This is a genomic window from Lactobacillus sp. UCMA15818, from assembly GCF_030400225.1.
Lineage (GTDB): Bacteria > Bacillota > Bacilli > Lactobacillales > Lactobacillaceae > Liquorilactobacillus.
Map to the genome: position 1 here is coordinate 67,505 of NZ_VJYB01000006.1, position 15,977 is coordinate 83,481.

Genomic DNA, 15,977 nt, shown 5'->3' on the forward strand with positions numbered 1-15,977 from the left:
TGAATATGTAACTTCAAAGGCTTTTTGAATATTACTTTTAAAGAATGAGCACTAAAAAACATATTCGTTTACAGCTTAACAAATCTCAAAAGAAAGTCAAAATCTCATTGCAATACTCTTAATTTTAAATCCTTTTTCAGGTAAAATCACTTTATCGCTTATAACACACTCTCTAAATCATCCAATTTAAAATCATTGTAATTGTTACAACAGAGAAGATGGTGCTGACTAAAGTACAACTAGAAACATATTGCGGTTTTTTGTCAAACTCAATTGCATATAACGTAGTGTTTGCCGCACTAGGCATCGCTGACATTAATACAAATACAACCATCATACTGTAACTAAGCATTAGCATAGTTGCTATAAAGTAAGCTATCAGTGGAGATATTACCAATCGAAATAAGCATGCCCACCCTGCTGTACGCCAATCTACTTTTTGAAAGTGAATCTCTGCCAATTGCATTCCTAAGACTAGCATGATGATTGGTATTGTTGTATTCCCTATTAAGTTGACACTCTTCATAAGAAAATTGGGTACCACAACATTACACTTATTTAATAAAATTGCTGGTAATATAACATAGTTCATCGGTTGCTTAAAAATATTTGTCAAGGGCTTCCTTATCCCTGAACTCTTATCAGATGCCACATATATTCCTACTGTTCCCATCAATATATTATGAAAAATCATAATTGCCATTCCATATTGTAATTTTGCACCACCAAATGCAAACATTATTATAGGTATCCCGAAATTCCCACTATTCGGAAAACAAATTGATAACAAAAATGCATCCCTCTCATCCTGATCTAACCCCCAAAAACGGCTAAACACTACTCCTATGATAATTAACAGTATCAATATTATACTTGTCACAATGATAATGGTTACGAATTTACTATTGATGGAGTATTTATAAAATGTTTGAAATACCAAAAAAGGAAGAAGCAAATATATAGCTATATTTGAGAGTGGCTTAATAGCCATCTGTGTTTTTATTTTGAAAATAAATCCACTAGCAAAAATTAATATCACCGGCAGCATCACATTCTCAAAAATATTCATCATTTCATCCCCACCATATAATCTACATTAAAAAAATAAAGCCACTGTAACTTTTCTTAGTTACTTGACTTTATTCTTATTATTTTCCTTAAATAAATGCTGGATTTGCAACAACATTAAATGCCGCAGCTAATTCCTTCAATTGTTCATCAGAGATAGACTGTCTAATCTCTCCGCCTTGTGCCCCAATTTGTGAATAGATTGTTGCAGCTTTTTCAACCGTTTCGATCAAGCCAAATGTCTCATCTAAGTCTGAACCTACTCCAAACAACCCATGATGTGGCCACATTACTACACGAAAATCTTGCATTTTACTTGCCGTTGCCTTGCCAATAGCTGTTGTGCCCGGTGTCATATATGGAATCAAACCTACACCTTCTGGAAAGACTACCAAAGATTCTGCTTGCATCTTCCACAAAAGTCGTGAGATATGTCCCTCGTTTAAATCTTGTGTGAATGACAATGCAATCACATTTGTTGGATGACAATGCATTACAACTCTATGAGTCTTATCGAATTTTAATCTTTCAATATGTGTCATCAAATGACTTGGAAATTCTGATGTTGGCTTACCGCCATCTTCAAAGCCCCACAATAAATCTGCCTTTTGGCCATCAGATGTAATCTGAACCAAGCCTAAGTCAAGTGTTGGTTGATTAATTACATTTCGGAAATACCGTCCTGTTCCAGTAACCAAGAAATATTCCTTTGCTAATGGAGATGCATCAAAGCCAAGCACAAAAGTTTTTTTAACTTCTCTAACATCAGCAAAATCAGCTAAATCGGTACTATCGATTCTCAATGAAACATTGCCACCATTGCGTTCGTCCCAGCCATGTACGTAGGACTCATGGGTAACTTCGCATATTTTCTTTACAAATTTTGAATTTACAAATTTAGTCATTATACTTTTCTCCCTAGTTTATGTCTGTTGTTTGCATTTAATTGCGTTTAAATAAAACATCTTTTTCATACTGATGGATATCTTCCAACCAATCAGTCCCAACTGGTGTCTCGTTTTCTAAACAGAATTCATCCCAAACTGCACCAAATGGATACGCCTTGAGCTCTTCTGTAACAGCTAAACGTGTTGTAAAGTCATAACTTAACTCAGCTTTTTTCAGTTGATCAATTGGTGCCAACATTGCCTGCAATAAGGCCTTTTGCGTTGCACGTGCTCCAATTACCCAAGCAGCCACGCGGTCAATCGTCGCATCAAAGAAATCAAGCCCAATATTTGTTCGTTCTAATTGGTTGTCTCGTACCAATGAACGTGCAATTCGTATCAATGCATCGTCCATAATCACAACATGATCACTATCCCACCGAACCGGTCGTGACACATGCAACATCAACCCCTTACCAAATGGTAAGAATGCTGAAAACTTATCTGAAACATCTTCTGTTGGGTGCCAGTGACCTGCATCAATCGTCCATAACTTATCACGGCTAATTGCGTAATTGTTATAGAAGAGATGTGAACCAACTGTATATGATTCAATTCCAGTCCCAAAGAGTTTCCCTTCAACTGCCTCAATAGTATTTTTCTCTTCGTACTTTTTCGCAAAAACTTCATCGAGTGATGCAATTAAACGTTCTCTTGGGCCTTGCTTGTCGATTGGATTATCTTTGAAACCATCTGGAATCCAAAAATTATTAACTGATTGTTGCCCTAATTCTTTACCAAAATAATTTGCAATTTCTCGCGACTTCTTACCAACTTCAATCCAGTAATCACGAATTTGTTTTTCAGGACTAGCAAGTGTGAAATTATGCTTTACTTTTGGATGAGAGAAGAAGGTTGGGTTCATATCAAGACCAACACCTTCTTTTTTAGCCCAGTCTACCCAATACTTAAAATCCGCTGGCCCAATTTCATTGAAATCCTTCTTCTGATCAGTTACTGCATATAATGTATGCAACTGGACTTTATGTTTACCAGGAATCAAGGTAAGTGCCTTATGCAAATCGGCTGTCAATTCATCTGGTGTCCGTGCAATTCCTGGAAAATCTCCACTGACCCCAATTCCCCCTGTTAATTCTTGATCAGGATTTAAGAATCCATGAATATCATCGCCTTGCCAGCAATGCATTGAGAGCTTAACCTTCTTTAATTGTGCAATCACTTTATCTGTATCAACGCCAATTTCTGCATATCTTTCTTTAGCTGTTTTGTATGCCCTTTCAATATTCTCTGCTTTAACCATTTAAAACTCCTCCTTTAATCTAAGTGAAATACTTCGTGTAAGTCTAAAGTTACCGGACTTTTGTCTTCATTAGTATCCATGATTGGTTCCATATATGCCCACCATTTTTTACAATCATCAGACTGTGCGATAGCGTTATATTTCTCGACATCGTCAACTTCTAGATAAGCAAATAAATTTCCAGTTTCTTTATCAAGGAATATTGAATAATTATGTGCCCCAGCATCTTTCAAAGCTTCTCGCATTTTTGGAAAAAGATTATTATGTCGTTTTTCATACTCTTCATACATATCACGATAAACATGCATTAACTGTCCCATTCTAACTGTCAACCAAATTACCCCCTTTATATTTTTCATTCTTCAAAAACTTTTTGTAATCATCTAGGATATTAGAATATTTTTCTCTCTCAGGAACAAACTTGTCTATCTTAAATGAATCACTAATTATTTGACGAGCAAGATAAATATTCAAAATATCACCTTTCGTAATCATTTGAACCATAATGTTTCCAATCGCTGTCGCTTCACTTGGACCTGCATATACGTCAACGCCACTCACCGTTGCTGTCAGTTGATTCATTAAATCTACATTTGAACCACCACCAACGATGTTCAAACTATCAATGTGATAGCCCAAAATATCATCAAGAATAGATAATTCATTTGCATAATATAGTGACAGATTTGAATAGACAGCCATTGCGAGTTCTCCCGGTGATTCAGGAACCTTCTGTTTAGTTTCACGACAATATGCTTGAAGTTCTGCTATCATATTCTCTGGATTCTGAAAACGAGCAGCATTTATATCTATGAATTGTTGGAATGGTGGCTCTCTTTTTGCTAAAGCTGCTAAAGCTGCAAAGCTGTACTGATCATTCAACTCTTTTTTTATATTTTGAATGACCCACAATCCCATAATGTTTTTCAAAAAACGGTAAGTTCCGTACGCTCCCCATTCATTTGTATAGTTTTGTTCAAAAGCCTTTTCTCCATTTTCTGGAGTATTAAGTTCTGCACCAATCAGCGACCATGTCCCAGAACTTAAATACGCCCACCGCTGGCCCAGAGCAGGTGTACCAATAACAGCCGAAGCAGTATCATGTGTTGCTACTGTAACTACCTCGGTTTGAGGCAAACTATACTTTTTGACTAATTGCTGACTAATATCACCTAGAATCGTTCCAGCTTCTACTAATTTTGGAAATTGAGATTGTTTTACATTAACACTTTTCAATAAGTTATTATCAAATAGGCCTTCGCGCAGACTTAGCATCTGTGTTGTTGACGCATTTGTAACTTCAGTAACTGCTTTCCCAGTTAAAATAAAGCCAATGTAGTCTGGAATCATCATTATCTTATCTGTTTTGGCTAACAATTCTTTGTCCTCTTCAAATAATTGATAAAGTGTATTAAAGTCAAGAAACTGAATTCCTGTTTTTTGATAAATATACTTTTTTGATAATGATGTCGTTAACCTTTCTATGCTTCCATGAGTTCTATTATCACGATAAGAAATCGAATCCTGTAATTTGTTTCCCTTTTGGTCAACCAAAACATAATCAACCGCCCAAGTATCAATCCCTAGAACAACTGAATCATATCCAGCTTTTTTAATTTTTTCTAAGCCAATTAGAATTTCTTCTATTAATTTGTCAATATCCCAACAATCATGTCCTTTATTGTGAACAAAACCATTTTTAAACCGATGAATTTCTCTCAAGCTTAATTTGTTGTCGACTAGTTTTGAAAGCATTAGTCGACCACTTGAAGCCCCTATATCAACAGCAACATAAGTTTTACTCATAAGTCATGTCACCCTTATCCCTTCAATTGAAAATTTTATTCTTGTTTGTCACCATAACGTTCTTTTGTAATTTGTGATAAAGTTTTACCACGTGTTTTAGGTGTCCATAAGATTCCAACAATTAACGATACCAGAAGCAAAATAATCATTGCAGTTCCTGCAATTTTAAAACCTAAAGAAGATAAAATAATTGGAAATACAATTGACCATATTCCTGCTGTCCCACGAACAATGAAGAACATAAATCCTTGCGAACCAGCCCGATACTTAGTAGGGAACAATTCAACAGCCCATAGTGCATACCATGCTTGAGCTCCAATTCCAGCTGAAATTCCCCAAATGATAACAAACGCCAACAATGCTAACCAACCAAAACCAATATATGTTAGAATTACCCATGAAATCACTGCCATGCTTGCACCTATGAAGAAGAATGAGCGATGATTAACTTTATCTCCTAAAAGGGCAAAGCCGAAGTATCCAGCAAGGGCTGTGAAAATCCATAATACTGCTTGTAACATATTTGCTTGCGTATTATTCAATCCACCTACTGTTTCATATACGAATGGCATGAAGAATCCCATCGCACCTGCAACTAAGTTCCAGAATACGTAAACCCCACATAAGAATAGAATACTTTTAACTGATATCATATTGGCAAAAAGATCACGGTAGGGATGATTCTCAACTGGCGATCCCAATTCTTTTTTCTTTTGATTGATCCAATCCTGTGATTCTGGTAACTTTTTTTGTAAATTCCATGCAATAAAAGCTACTACTGTCAAGAAAGCAAAAAGTAATCTACTCCCCAATAGGCCTAGTGGAGCCAATAAGGTACCTGATATAAAAATAATTACTGGTCCCATTGACCATGCAAATTGTGAGATACCGATATTATGAGCCCGATTAGTGTCACCTGAGGTTTCCCCAATGTATGTCCACGAAGCAGGAACTCCTGCACCAACTGCGATACCTGTTACTAAAAAGCCTAGTAAAAGCATTGGAAAATTAACTGAAAAAACGACTATTAATGTTCCTAACATATAAATCAACATGTCATAGGTATAAATCATCTTTCGTCCATACTTATCTGAAAGTCTTCCACCAATAATTGCACCTAACGCTGACCCAAATGCATTTGCACTTAGAGCCCCCAACAATCCAACATCAAAATCAGATAATCCAAAAGATTTTTGCCATAGTGTTAAACCCGATGCACCCGCTACAATTGATCCAGAATCCAGAAAATTGGTTAACGATACAGCCCAAGTTGACCCATTTGAACTTTCTTTTGCCATGCTGCCACCCCTTGTCATTTTTCGGATATCCATTTTGTATACAAATAGATTACACCATTGAATGTATCCGTTTACAATATCAAAAAGACAGTCTTTTTATGTCATATATACATAATTAAAAACTGGAAAAATAATCTAAGATAATCACTCTTAGCAAGGTAAATTTTCCCGTAGCTATATTCCATCAGAATTTTCCCCTCAAAAAAACTGGATCAAAATTTAAATTTTGATTCAGTTCCTCTATTTATTCCGTATAAATATGTTCTTATTGTATAGGTTTTCTTAAATCATGAGTAACTTAGCCTCATTAATTATTCTGGTTGATACTCCTCATCAATAACCAAAACGGGTTTAATTGTCTTTCCCATAACTGAGTCATTGTTTGCTTGATTAATATCAGTAAATTTGTAGAACTTTTCGGTCTTGTCAAAGTCAAACATCCCTAATTTATAAAATTCAATCAACCGTGGAACATCAATTTGCGGAATCGAATCACCCATATTGACACCGACAACTTTACGATCAGAAGTACACAAGTCATTCCAAGAACTCATTGTAATGTTATTTGCAGTTACTGCAATCAAAGCAGTTGTTCCACCTTGTGCTAGCGCATTAATTGCTTGTAACATAACAGATTCAATTCCTGTTGTGTCAACAGTAAAGTCCACCCCGTAACCATTCGTTAACTTTTGAATGGCTGCGACTGGGTCTTCCTCCTTACTATTGATTGCCTGAGTTGCACCAAGTTCTTTGGCTAACTTAAGCCTTTCTGGTACAACATCTACCGCAATCACTTTTGTGCACCCAGAAATTTTTCCTGCCATCATCGCTGCCAACCCAACTGCGCCAGTGCCAAAAACGGCAATTGTTTGCCCTGGTCTTGGCTTCAAAGTATTAAAAACAGTACCACTACCAGTTACATAACCACAACCTAAAGGTCCAAGTTTACGCAAATCAAGCTTTTTATCAACCTTAACTGCATTGCGTTGATTCACAACCGTATGTGTTGTAAAAGATGACTGGTTAAACATATCACTAATATGCTTGCCATCTTTAAGGAAGTGATCAGTCCCATTTGCGCGTACTCCACTCAAATTATACTTGGCATAGCTGCGACATTGCGTGGGTATTCCTTTCAAACAATTGTCACATGTGCCATCAGAATAAAATGATAACACTACATGGTCACCAATTGTAAAATCTTGTACTTGTGAACCAATCTTTTCAACAATTCCGGCACCTTCATGCCCTAAAATTACAGGATAGCCTAAGGAAGCATCCCCCTTACGTATTGCCTCATCTGAATGACAAATTCCACTTGCTATCACCTTGATTTGTAAATCTGTCGGCCCCATATCTGCTAGTTCAATATTATTCTTGATTACAAACGGGTCACCAACCTTATTAACTACTGCTGCACTGATTTTCATGATACTTATCCCTCCTTGAATTAGTGAATTATTTAACTATCCAGCTTTATTATATCCATAGAACAAGCGCTTTCAATGACAAATCTACATCTGTTAAATAACAAATTTACATATTGTAAATCACTAAACTTCAAATTAATGCTGAAAATACAATGCATAATCTAGCTACTAACTTAATATAAATAATTATTAAAAATTAGTTATTTGTATCACAAAGAATCTAACACACTTTATCTTTTTCTCTTAACAAATATCAAGATAACTAACTGTATTATTGCTACAACTATAAAAAAGACTGCTAAAACAATCAAAGAAACTACTCTTGTCTTTGGCGTTTGAACTGCGCCCGAACCATCAATCCTTCTCGTCATCAAAATAAAACTCAGCACGCCAAAAATTAGTAACCAAATTAAGTTACTCAACCACCACATTTTTAATTTCATATCGCTAACTACTCCTTTTTTGGTAGTAGTATGTACTAAACAATTGCCATAATAGAATTAGGCTGTTTATAAAAGTTGTAGTTTGAAAACTAAAATTATTTAAAATATCATTAATAAATGTACAACTTAAAAATACGGTTAGACTAAATATCCGCATTAAAATTTGTATTTTACTATCTGCGAACTTAGTTAAAAAAACTAGCATGATGCTTAACAAGATCAATCCGTCCATTATTAACAATGCCCGTGAATTTGAAGCTATAGTCAATCTGCTGGTGATTAATGTTACTAACAACAGCAACGGATAAAGCAAAGTTGCAGTAGAATTACTTTTTTCAACCTTTTCTTTATCTCCTCCACTAATTAGTTCATCCGTTGTAATTCCGTAAATATTCGCCAATTTTTTTATCAGTATAACATCTGGTAAGTGTCTCCCAGTTTCCCAATTAGAGACTGCTTGACGTGAAACATGCAATTTTTTGGCAACAGCAGCTTGAGTGAGTCCATTTTCTTGTCGCTTATACTTTAAGAGTTCTGATATCTTGGCTACAACCATACATACTCCTCCTCAAAATTAACGTGTCTCTATTCTAATAGCAAGACAGACATCCTGTCATCGCTGTTATACTCTTATTTCTTGTCTATAATTAAAACTTCCTTTTTATCAACAATCTTACTACTCTCATCGAAGCTTATTTTCAACACATACGGAGTAAAATACTGTAGTCTGATAAAATCTGAATATCCAAATCCATTATCAAAATGATTAAGCATAGCACTTAAGGCAGCTCCATGAGTTGAAAATAATATAGTTTCTCCTTGATGCTGTTCAAGAATCTTACTAAGTACCTTCATATTTCTTTGCTGTAAACTATTCATTGATTCGCCGTTTTTTTCATGGAAATCAAAGTTTTCCCATCTTTTTTTAAGTAGCATATCCCCATTTTCGCCAATATCACCGCGAACCCTTTCTTTTAAGCATTCGTCTGTGTGTACTTTAAGCTTTTTTTCAGAAACTAGTGGTTCAATTGTCTGTAAAGTTCTCTTGTAGGGGCTTGAGATACAAAAGTCAAAAGAGATATTCTTAAGCGAATCAAGTACCGCTAAAGAATCATCTCTTCCTACTTGAGTTAATGACATCGTTGCATCATCTGCCCAAGAATAATCTGGCAATGCATGACGAACAAAATATATATTTGTTAGCATATAATTCTCCTTTGTAAAAACTAATATTTAAAAAATTATATTCTGAATACCAGATATACGCAACAATCAACAAGAAAATGTACCATAAGTAGATAAATTTTGACTTATAGAACACGTTTATCTGGAATAAAAAAACCAGATCAAAATTTAACTTTTGATCCAGCTCTATAATTTACTATCCAGGATATCTAATCTCAAATTATCTTGCAAATCTTGTTCTACCAAACGCCAGACAGCCTTTAATTCCTGCATCATTACCGAGTTTTGCCGGAATTATATATTTGTCTACATCTATAATATCGACATAATTATTCATGTCTCTTAAAAAATATTTCCTAACTTTAGGATACAGTTGTTGCTGACTAGAGACACTTCCACCAAAAATCAAAATATCGGGTGATAATGTTAACGTATAGTTCACACAGGCTTTAGCAATATATCTTGCTAATAAATCCCAAACTGGATTATCCTTCTTAATTTCAAAGCCTTCCTTACCAAGGCGTGCTTCAATTGATGGCCCTGAAGCAAGCCCTTCAAAGCAGCCATCATGATATGGACAAACACCCTTAAAATCAAGATCCTCGCTTTCTTTAGGCAAAAGGATATGCCCTGATTCTAAGTGCGAATCTCCTGAAAAAATATTTCCATTCTGAATGAACCCTCCGCCGATCCCAGTTCCAATTGTGGAATAGAAAATATTTTTATACCCTTTACCATTACCAAACACATATTCTCCGTAGGCCGCAATGTTAACATCCGTTGTCAAAATGATTTCAACCTTCAGATATTTTTTGATATACAATACAAGATTGAAATTCTTCCATAATAATTTAGGAGTGTCTTTAATGCAACCATAGTCATTCTTAAATTTATTAATGACTACTGGTCCAAAAGAACCGATTACTAATCCATCAATTTCTTTATTTTTGAAGAAGTCTATTACATCATTGAGTGTCTCTTGGGGTCCTCTAGTTGAAAATTTGACACTCTCACGAATTTCTCCTACCGTGTTACCTACAGCGCAAACAAATTTTGTTCCCCCTGCCTCAATTGCTCCTATCATAATTTTCCTTTCTCTAGATAGAATTTATCTAAGTTGGTCACACAGACTATAGATACTCTGCTCGCCACGGATCGAGGTCTTTATATAGTTCTGCTTTCCCAATTGCATTAAACAACGCATTTTTATGGTGAACAACCTTTTTAGCTTCAACAATACATACTGGGAATAAATTATTTGGATCCCAGCCTTCATCACTACTCAATACTTCACGTGCCTTCTTAAAGAATGCATATTTATAATCCGAAGAAATATTGACTTTAGAAATACCAGTCTTAACAGCTTCAGCAATTTGCTCATCTGGATTTGACGAACCACCATGCAATACTAACGGATTATTAACAACTGCCATTATATCTTTTAAGATATCAATCCGAATTTTCGGAGTCACATCTGAAGGATAAATTCCATGCGCTGTCCCAATTCCAATTGCTAATGTATCCACACCTGTTTCTTCAACAAATTTTTTAGCATCTTCAGGTTGCGTATAAATACCATTTTGTAAATGCTTTTCTATATGATTACCTGTTTGGCCAATCGTTCCTAACTCTCCTTCAACTGATACTCCAACCAAATGACACATATCAACCGTTTTTCTAGTAATAGCTACATTTTCTTCCCAAGTGGCTAGTGAACCGTCAATCATTACTGAACTAAAGCCATTATGAATCGCACGAGCAACATTATTGATAGTATCACCATGGTCTAGGTGTAAAACAAACGGAACCTTGCTGTTCTTGATTCGTTGTAATACATAAGCGAAAAAGTCATCCTTTGCATATGCCATTTCAGTGGGGTGAACGGCAATAATTGCAGGAGCATTATCAGCTTCACATTGTTCAACTGCTGATTTTAATAATTCAGCGTTTGAGACATTATAAGCACCGACTGCAAAGTGATTTTTTTTAGCAACAGCGAGCATCTGATTCATATTTAATAGCATAGTTTATATCTCCTTAGTTTTTATAGTTTATTATCTTATTGCGGCTTGGTTAGTTGATCCAGAAATTTCGATATAGCTTTGCACCATCTCCTTAGCTGCAAAAATTGTATTTGTCATTAAATCAACATATTCGCGGTTGCGTTCATTTTCTTGTTGTTCAAAAATCGAATCAGCTTGGGCTTTCATGACATCAGAACCAACATTCACTTTATTGATGCCAAGCGAGATCGCCTTTTTGATATTTTTAGTGCCACAACCTGATCCTCCATGTAGCACTAAAGGAATATGGGTTGCTTTCTTTATTTTTTCAATAATACTGAAATCAAATTTTGGAACAAAATTTTCAGGCATAATTCCATGGCTTGATCCAAACGAGATAGCTAAAGCGGTTACATTTGTTTCTTGAATAAACTTGATAGCTTTTTCAGGATCTGTATACATATTAGCTTGTGTAAGCTTTTCCCCAGATACCGTCCCCATATTGCCCATTTCTGCTTCTACACTCACCTTGCACATACTTGCAGCTTTCACTATTTCTTTAGTTATTTGTACATTTTTACTATAGCCATATTCTGCAGCATCAATCATTACACTTGAAAAGCCTGCAGCGATACTCTTTAGTACATATTCCTTAGACTTGCCATGGTCCAAATTTATGGCAACATCAACTTTGGCTGTTTCGGCCATTTTAATGACACTTGGTAAAACATATTCTGCCCTAATATGTTTTTGTAGATGCTCCATTAACAAATCAATTATAATCGGGGCATTTTTTTCTTCCGCAGCAAGAATCGTTGCATACGCACTTTCTAAGTTAAAGCAATTAATTGCCAGCACCGCATAATCATTCCTATTAGCCTTATCTAACATGCTCTTCATTGATACATACATTTTCAGGCTCCCTTCCGTTAACTAATTTTGATATCATCTAAATTAATTTCCTCCTCTTCGTCACTTCTCACAGTACCCCCTTGCTCCTCTGGAACCCTTCTTTTCCAAAGAAATAAAATGACTCCCGTAGCTAAAGAACCAATTAGTAGTGCTACCAAGAACAGCACTGGTTTATTCATTGCAGGTACAATGAATAGACCACCCGAAGGTACTGGGCTTTCAACTCCCCAGGACATTGACAAGCCGCCACCAATTGCAGCACCTATTGAACATGAGGCCACCATGCGAATCAAATCAACTGCTGCCAATGGGATAACACCCTCAGTAATCATGACAATTCCCATTGGAAATGCAATCTTTATATTGTCTTCTTCTTCTAAGGTATAAATTTTACGCTTGAAGACCCTAGAAAATACCCAAGAAAGTGAAACCCCAAAAGGAGGAACCATTGAAGCCAAAATTTTGACTGCTTCAGGTTGTTTAACCCCCTGCAATAACAACCCATCTGCAAATAGAGATGCAACTTTATTAACTGGTCCTCCAAAGTCAAATGCTGCCATCCCTCCTAAAATAGCACCAAATGCGAAACGTGCTGAACCTTGCATACTATTCAAAAACGAAGTTAATGCGTTAGTTGCCCAGACTATCGGTTGCCCCACAATGAAGAACATTACTATCCCCATAACTATTGATGCAAGTAATGGAATAATCATCATTGGAACCAAGCCCTCAGCCCATTTTGGAACTTTTATATACTTAACTAGAAGTAAAACTACCCAACCTGTTAAGAACCCTCCTAACATTCCACCCAGAAACCCAGCACCAATGTTATAAGAAATAATACCGCTTAATAAACCTGGTGCAATCCCCGGTCGATCTGCAATGGAATATGCAATGGCCGCTGAAATGACAGGTGCTAACAGTCCCATTCCCCAAACACCTAAAGTCGTAAATGTTGAAGCAACAGAATAATTGCCTGTAAATTTCGTAATCACTGAACCACCCATTAAGTTACCAATAGCAATCAATAACCCGGAAGCAACCACCAGTGGTAACATATACGAGATAGCCGTCATAGCGTGTTTCCTAAGTTGCATTTTTTTTAACATTTTTACCCGCCTCCTATTTGCAATATTTACAACTTGTCTATAATAGTTTGGAGCAATTTTTTAGGTGCCTTAATTGCAGTGTTCGTCGGCACTTCTACGACTCTTTTACCGGCAAAACGTTCACTCCCTCCAATTTTTATATCAATCACCAAGAGAACAAAATCAGCTTCTTTGATTTGTTCCGCTGTCAATTTGTTTTCTGTACCAATCGTACCTTGAGTCTCCATATGAATTTCATAGCCTAATTCTTGTGCTGCTTTCATAATTTTTTCGCGCGCAATATACGTATGTGCAATCCCAGATGTGCATGCTGCAATCCCAACAATTTTCATAACTTATACCTCCTTGGTTTTTCTATTTAGTAACTTAATTAATTCTTCCTTATCTTTAATTTCATGAAGTTTTGTAATAAAATTATCATCTGCTAATAAAATTGCTACTTTTTGTAATAAGCGGATATGCAGTGTATTAGCATCAGTATCTTTCACCGCAAATAAAATAATTACACTTACCAGTTCATCATCCAAAGACTCCCACTCTATACCATGCTGGCTAATGCCGATTGCTAAAGAAGTGTTCTTAACAGCTTGGGATTTCCCATGCGGAATTGCAATTCCTTGCCCCAAACCAGTAATACCTTCTGACTCCCGAAGCACCACATCATCAATAAAGGCTTGACGATCCGTAACATCTCCTTTAATAACTAATAATTCAGTTAATTCTTCAATGGCCTCTTTCTTTGTATCCGCTCTCAGATCAACTGAAATTAATTCTGTTGTAATAACATCAGAGATATTAAAATCCACATTTTCATTTTTCATTTATTTTTCAGCTCCCTAATTAATCTCTCTACATTTTTTTGATCATTTTTATTAAACATAGCACTTACCAATATTGACGGCTTACCAACAACTTCGTTAAGAACAATGGAAGAAATTATTAAGTCAATTTGCTTATCATAATTTTCGGAGTTTTTCCGATATTGTCTCAATGAAACCACATCTTCTATTTTTAAATTTGGAAAAGCACGATGAACTTTTACCTTTAAAAGTTCTGAAGTTCCCACTCCACTTGCACACATGATTAAAACACATAATGATTTAATCTCTTGTTCAACAGCTTTAGCAAAGTAAAGAGTAATAAATCCAATCTCATCGTCAGATAAAGTTTCTCCAAAATATTGAATGAAAATCTTATTGACAGCGATTTTAACAATCTCAAAAATTTCAGAATATTCATTTTTGATATCCGGCAATAATCTATTACTAACAAAAATTTTATTTTTTATACGATTTAACAATGGCTTTATATGATTAATTAATTCTATTTTTAACTTAGTAGTGCTGATACTGCCCTTATAATTATCCAAAACTGTCTCAATAATTTGATGAGTTATCTTTTCGACCTCATCCGAATAATTAGGTTCATTCTCGGAGTTGGAAAAAAGGCGGGATGAAATTAAATACTGCAGTAAATAATATTTTTCTTGATTTGGTAATTCATGGCCTAAATAACTTGAAAAATTATTTATTAATTTACTAGAAATTTGGTACAAATAACCATTCGCTTCAATCGTATTTTTTTGACCATTGATATCAAAATCACTATCATCAGAAGAAACCTCAATTCCACTGCGATATCGATTTATTAAAATACATAAGTGGGAAAAAATATTAATATTGTACGGATAGGGAATTATAGAATTTAACTGTTCTTCAATTGAATGGAATTGTTCAACCACAAATCTCATGTCATATTTGTTTAATAGTGAAAAATCTTTGTTCAGCAACTCCTCATCAATATCATTTATTCGAGGCACATATCGTAAGAGTGCTCTCCGAATTGCCAATTCATTACCCATTACTCCCACAAAACGATTTTGTCGAATTATGCTGATTTTATATTTACTCAACTGTGACTTAATAAAAGTTAAATCACCATTCATAACCGCTTCACTCACATAAAATTTTTCAAAAAGATAATCCACACTTATTTTTCTTGGTGATTTCATTAACAGCTTCAACAAAATTTCATTGCGTCGTTCAACTGGAGAAAAATCACTAATTTGTTTCGTATTAGATTTTTCTTCAAGATACTTATCATAATCTAGACGATATCCCTTTCCTTTTTCGGAAATAATCAATTTGTTATTATCACAATCTCTGTTAATTTTATCTACATACCGTATTATGGTTCTTTTAGAAATTTTAAGCTTTTTAGCAATGGTTCCAGAAGACAAGTAATTATCTTGTTGACTTAGAAATTCAAGCAGGGATTGTTTCCTTTCCTCAAAAGTCATATATTCACCTACTTCCTTACAATTATTAGTTTATCTCATTCCGATGTAAGCGTTATCATAACAATGTCACTAGTACCTGTCACTTTTTACTAATAGCGTTTTTATTGCTCACTAAGATTGCCACAGTAAAACTATAGCATGCCCTTTACTATGCGCAATTCTAAACTTATGAAACACATTTATTCGCAATTTATAATTAAGACTAGCTCAAGATTT

The 15,977-nt window shown here is 35.2% G+C and carries 17 protein-coding genes; all 17 read right to left on the reverse strand.

Annotation, left to right across the window (positions count from 1 at the left end; all coding sequences use genetic code 11):
- Nucleotides 1–172: 172 nt before the first annotated feature.
- Complete coding sequence (locus tag FFX44_RS08480) at nucleotides 173–1,072, reverse strand: AEC family transporter (RefSeq protein WP_289979968.1); 900 nt, start codon at nucleotides 1,070–1,072, stop codon at nucleotides 173–175.
- Between the two features lie 85 nt (nucleotides 1,073–1,157).
- The gene (gene rhaD, locus FFX44_RS08485) at nucleotides 1,158–1,973 is read right to left on the reverse strand and encodes a rhamnulose-1-phosphate aldolase (protein WP_289979970.1); all 816 of its coding nucleotides are present in this window, start codon (nucleotides 1,971–1,973) and stop codon (nucleotides 1,158–1,160) included.
- A 37-nt stretch (nucleotides 1,974–2,010) separates the two neighbouring features.
- Nucleotides 2,011–3,276, reverse strand: coding sequence for an L-rhamnose isomerase (locus FFX44_RS08490; protein ID WP_289979971.1), 1,266 nt, complete (start codon nucleotides 3,274–3,276; stop codon nucleotides 2,011–2,013).
- 14 nt (nucleotides 3,277–3,290) lie between these two features.
- The gene (gene rhaM / locus FFX44_RS08495) at nucleotides 3,291–3,608 is read right to left on the reverse strand and encodes an L-rhamnose mutarotase (protein WP_289979973.1); all 318 of its coding nucleotides are present in this window, start codon (nucleotides 3,606–3,608) and stop codon (nucleotides 3,291–3,293) included.
- Nucleotides 3,598–5,082: a rhamnulokinase gene (gene rhaB, locus FFX44_RS08500; protein ID WP_289979975.1), complete on the reverse strand. Its 1,485-nt coding sequence runs from the start codon at nucleotides 5,080–5,082 to the stop codon at nucleotides 3,598–3,600. Before rhaB ends, rhaM begins: the two co-directional genes overlap by 11 nt.
- A gap of 35 nt (nucleotides 5,083–5,117) precedes the next feature.
- Nucleotides 5,118–6,380: an MFS transporter gene (locus FFX44_RS08505; RefSeq protein ID WP_289979976.1), complete on the reverse strand. Its 1,263-nt coding sequence runs from the start codon at nucleotides 6,378–6,380 to the stop codon at nucleotides 5,118–5,120.
- 311 nt (nucleotides 6,381–6,691) lie between these two features.
- Nucleotides 6,692–7,810: an NAD(P)-dependent alcohol dehydrogenase gene (locus tag FFX44_RS08510; protein WP_289979977.1), complete on the reverse strand. Its 1,119-nt coding sequence runs from the start codon at nucleotides 7,808–7,810 to the stop codon at nucleotides 6,692–6,694.
- Nucleotides 7,811–8,040: 230 nt separating this feature from the next.
- Nucleotides 8,041–8,253 (reverse strand): DUF3923 family protein, encoded by a 213-nt coding sequence (locus FFX44_RS08515; protein ID WP_289979978.1) that lies wholly within the window; start codon nucleotides 8,251–8,253, stop codon nucleotides 8,041–8,043.
- Nucleotides 8,254–8,257: 4 nt separating this feature from the next.
- Entirely contained in the window at nucleotides 8,258–8,809 is a 552-nt protein-coding gene (locus tag FFX44_RS08520) for a helix-turn-helix transcriptional regulator (protein WP_289979980.1), read from the reverse strand.
- 74 nt (nucleotides 8,810–8,883) lie between these two features.
- Entirely contained in the window at nucleotides 8,884–9,459 is a 576-nt protein-coding gene (locus FFX44_RS08525; protein ID WP_289979984.1) for a histidine phosphatase family protein, read from the reverse strand.
- A 199-nt stretch (nucleotides 9,460–9,658) separates the two neighbouring features.
- Entirely contained in the window at nucleotides 9,659–10,525 is an 867-nt protein-coding gene (locus FFX44_RS08530; RefSeq protein ID WP_289980082.1) for an ROK family protein, read from the reverse strand.
- A 43-nt stretch (nucleotides 10,526–10,568) separates the two neighbouring features.
- Complete coding sequence (locus tag FFX44_RS08535) at nucleotides 10,569–11,462, reverse strand: ketose-bisphosphate aldolase (RefSeq protein ID WP_289979986.1); 894 nt, start codon at nucleotides 11,460–11,462, stop codon at nucleotides 10,569–10,571.
- A gap of 30 nt (nucleotides 11,463–11,492) precedes the next feature.
- Nucleotides 11,493–12,353 (reverse strand): class II fructose-bisphosphate aldolase, encoded by an 861-nt coding sequence (locus tag FFX44_RS08540; RefSeq protein WP_289979987.1) that lies wholly within the window; start codon nucleotides 12,351–12,353, stop codon nucleotides 11,493–11,495.
- Between the two features lie 17 nt (nucleotides 12,354–12,370).
- A complete protein-coding gene (locus FFX44_RS08545; protein WP_289979988.1) occupies nucleotides 12,371–13,462 on the reverse strand; it encodes a PTS fructose transporter subunit IIC in 1,092 nt (363 codons plus the stop codon).
- Between the two features lie 26 nt (nucleotides 13,463–13,488).
- Entirely contained in the window at nucleotides 13,489–13,794 is a 306-nt protein-coding gene (locus tag FFX44_RS08550) for a PTS fructose transporter subunit IIB (protein ID WP_289979989.1), read from the reverse strand.
- 3 nt (nucleotides 13,795–13,797) lie between these two features.
- Nucleotides 13,798–14,283, reverse strand: coding sequence for a PTS sugar transporter subunit IIA (locus FFX44_RS08555; RefSeq protein ID WP_289979990.1), 486 nt, complete (start codon nucleotides 14,281–14,283; stop codon nucleotides 13,798–13,800).
- The gene (locus tag FFX44_RS08560; protein WP_289979991.1) at nucleotides 14,280–15,761 is read right to left on the reverse strand and encodes a transcription antiterminator; all 1,482 of its coding nucleotides are present in this window, start codon (nucleotides 15,759–15,761) and stop codon (nucleotides 14,280–14,282) included. The genes FFX44_RS08555 and FFX44_RS08560 overlap by 4 nt, the downstream gene beginning before the upstream one ends.
- Nucleotides 15,762–15,977: the final 216 nt, after the last annotated feature.

Bases quoted from the DNA above. Each gene is read 5' to 3' on its own strand.
- FFX44_RS08560 (WP_289979991.1), bottom strand. From the start codon at position 15,761: ATGACTTTTGAGGAAAGGAAACAATCCCTGCTTGAATTTCTAAGTCAA.
- rhaD (WP_289979970.1), bottom strand. From the start codon at position 1,973: ATGACTAAATTTGTAAATTCAAAATTTGTAAAGAAAATATGCGAAGTT.
- FFX44_RS08525 (WP_289979984.1), bottom strand. From the start codon at position 9,459: ATGCTAACAAATATATATTTTGTTCGTCATGCATTGCCAGATTATTCT.
- FFX44_RS08545 (WP_289979988.1), bottom strand. From the start codon at position 13,462: ATGTTAAAAAAAATGCAACTTAGGAAACACGCTATGACGGCTATCTCG.
- FFX44_RS08520 (WP_289979980.1), bottom strand. From the start codon at position 8,809: ATGGTTGTAGCCAAGATATCAGAACTCTTAAAGTATAAGCGACAAGAA.
- FFX44_RS08480 (WP_289979968.1), bottom strand. From the start codon at position 1,072: ATGATGAATATTTTTGAGAATGTGATGCTGCCGGTGATATTAATTTTT.
- FFX44_RS08505 (WP_289979976.1), bottom strand. From the start codon at position 6,380: ATGGCAAAAGAAAGTTCAAATGGGTCAACTTGGGCTGTATCGTTAACC.
- rhaB (WP_289979975.1), bottom strand. From the start codon at position 5,082: ATGAGTAAAACTTATGTTGCTGTTGATATAGGGGCTTCAAGTGGTCGA.
- FFX44_RS08555 (WP_289979990.1), bottom strand. From the start codon at position 14,283: ATGAAAAATGAAAATGTGGATTTTAATATCTCTGATGTTATTACAACA.
- FFX44_RS08490 (WP_289979971.1), bottom strand. From the start codon at position 3,276: ATGGTTAAAGCAGAGAATATTGAAAGGGCATACAAAACAGCTAAAGAA.
- FFX44_RS08535 (WP_289979986.1), bottom strand. From the start codon at position 11,462: ATGCTATTAAATATGAATCAGATGCTCGCTGTTGCTAAAAAAAATCAC.
- FFX44_RS08540 (WP_289979987.1), bottom strand. From the start codon at position 12,353: ATGTATGTATCAATGAAGAGCATGTTAGATAAGGCTAATAGGAATGAT.
- FFX44_RS08515 (WP_289979978.1), bottom strand. From the start codon at position 8,253: ATGAAATTAAAAATGTGGTGGTTGAGTAACTTAATTTGGTTACTAATT.
- FFX44_RS08510 (WP_289979977.1), bottom strand. From the start codon at position 7,810: ATGAAAATCAGTGCAGCAGTAGTTAATAAGGTTGGTGACCCGTTTGTA.
- FFX44_RS08550 (WP_289979989.1), bottom strand. From the start codon at position 13,794: ATGAAAATTGTTGGGATTGCAGCATGCACATCTGGGATTGCACATACG.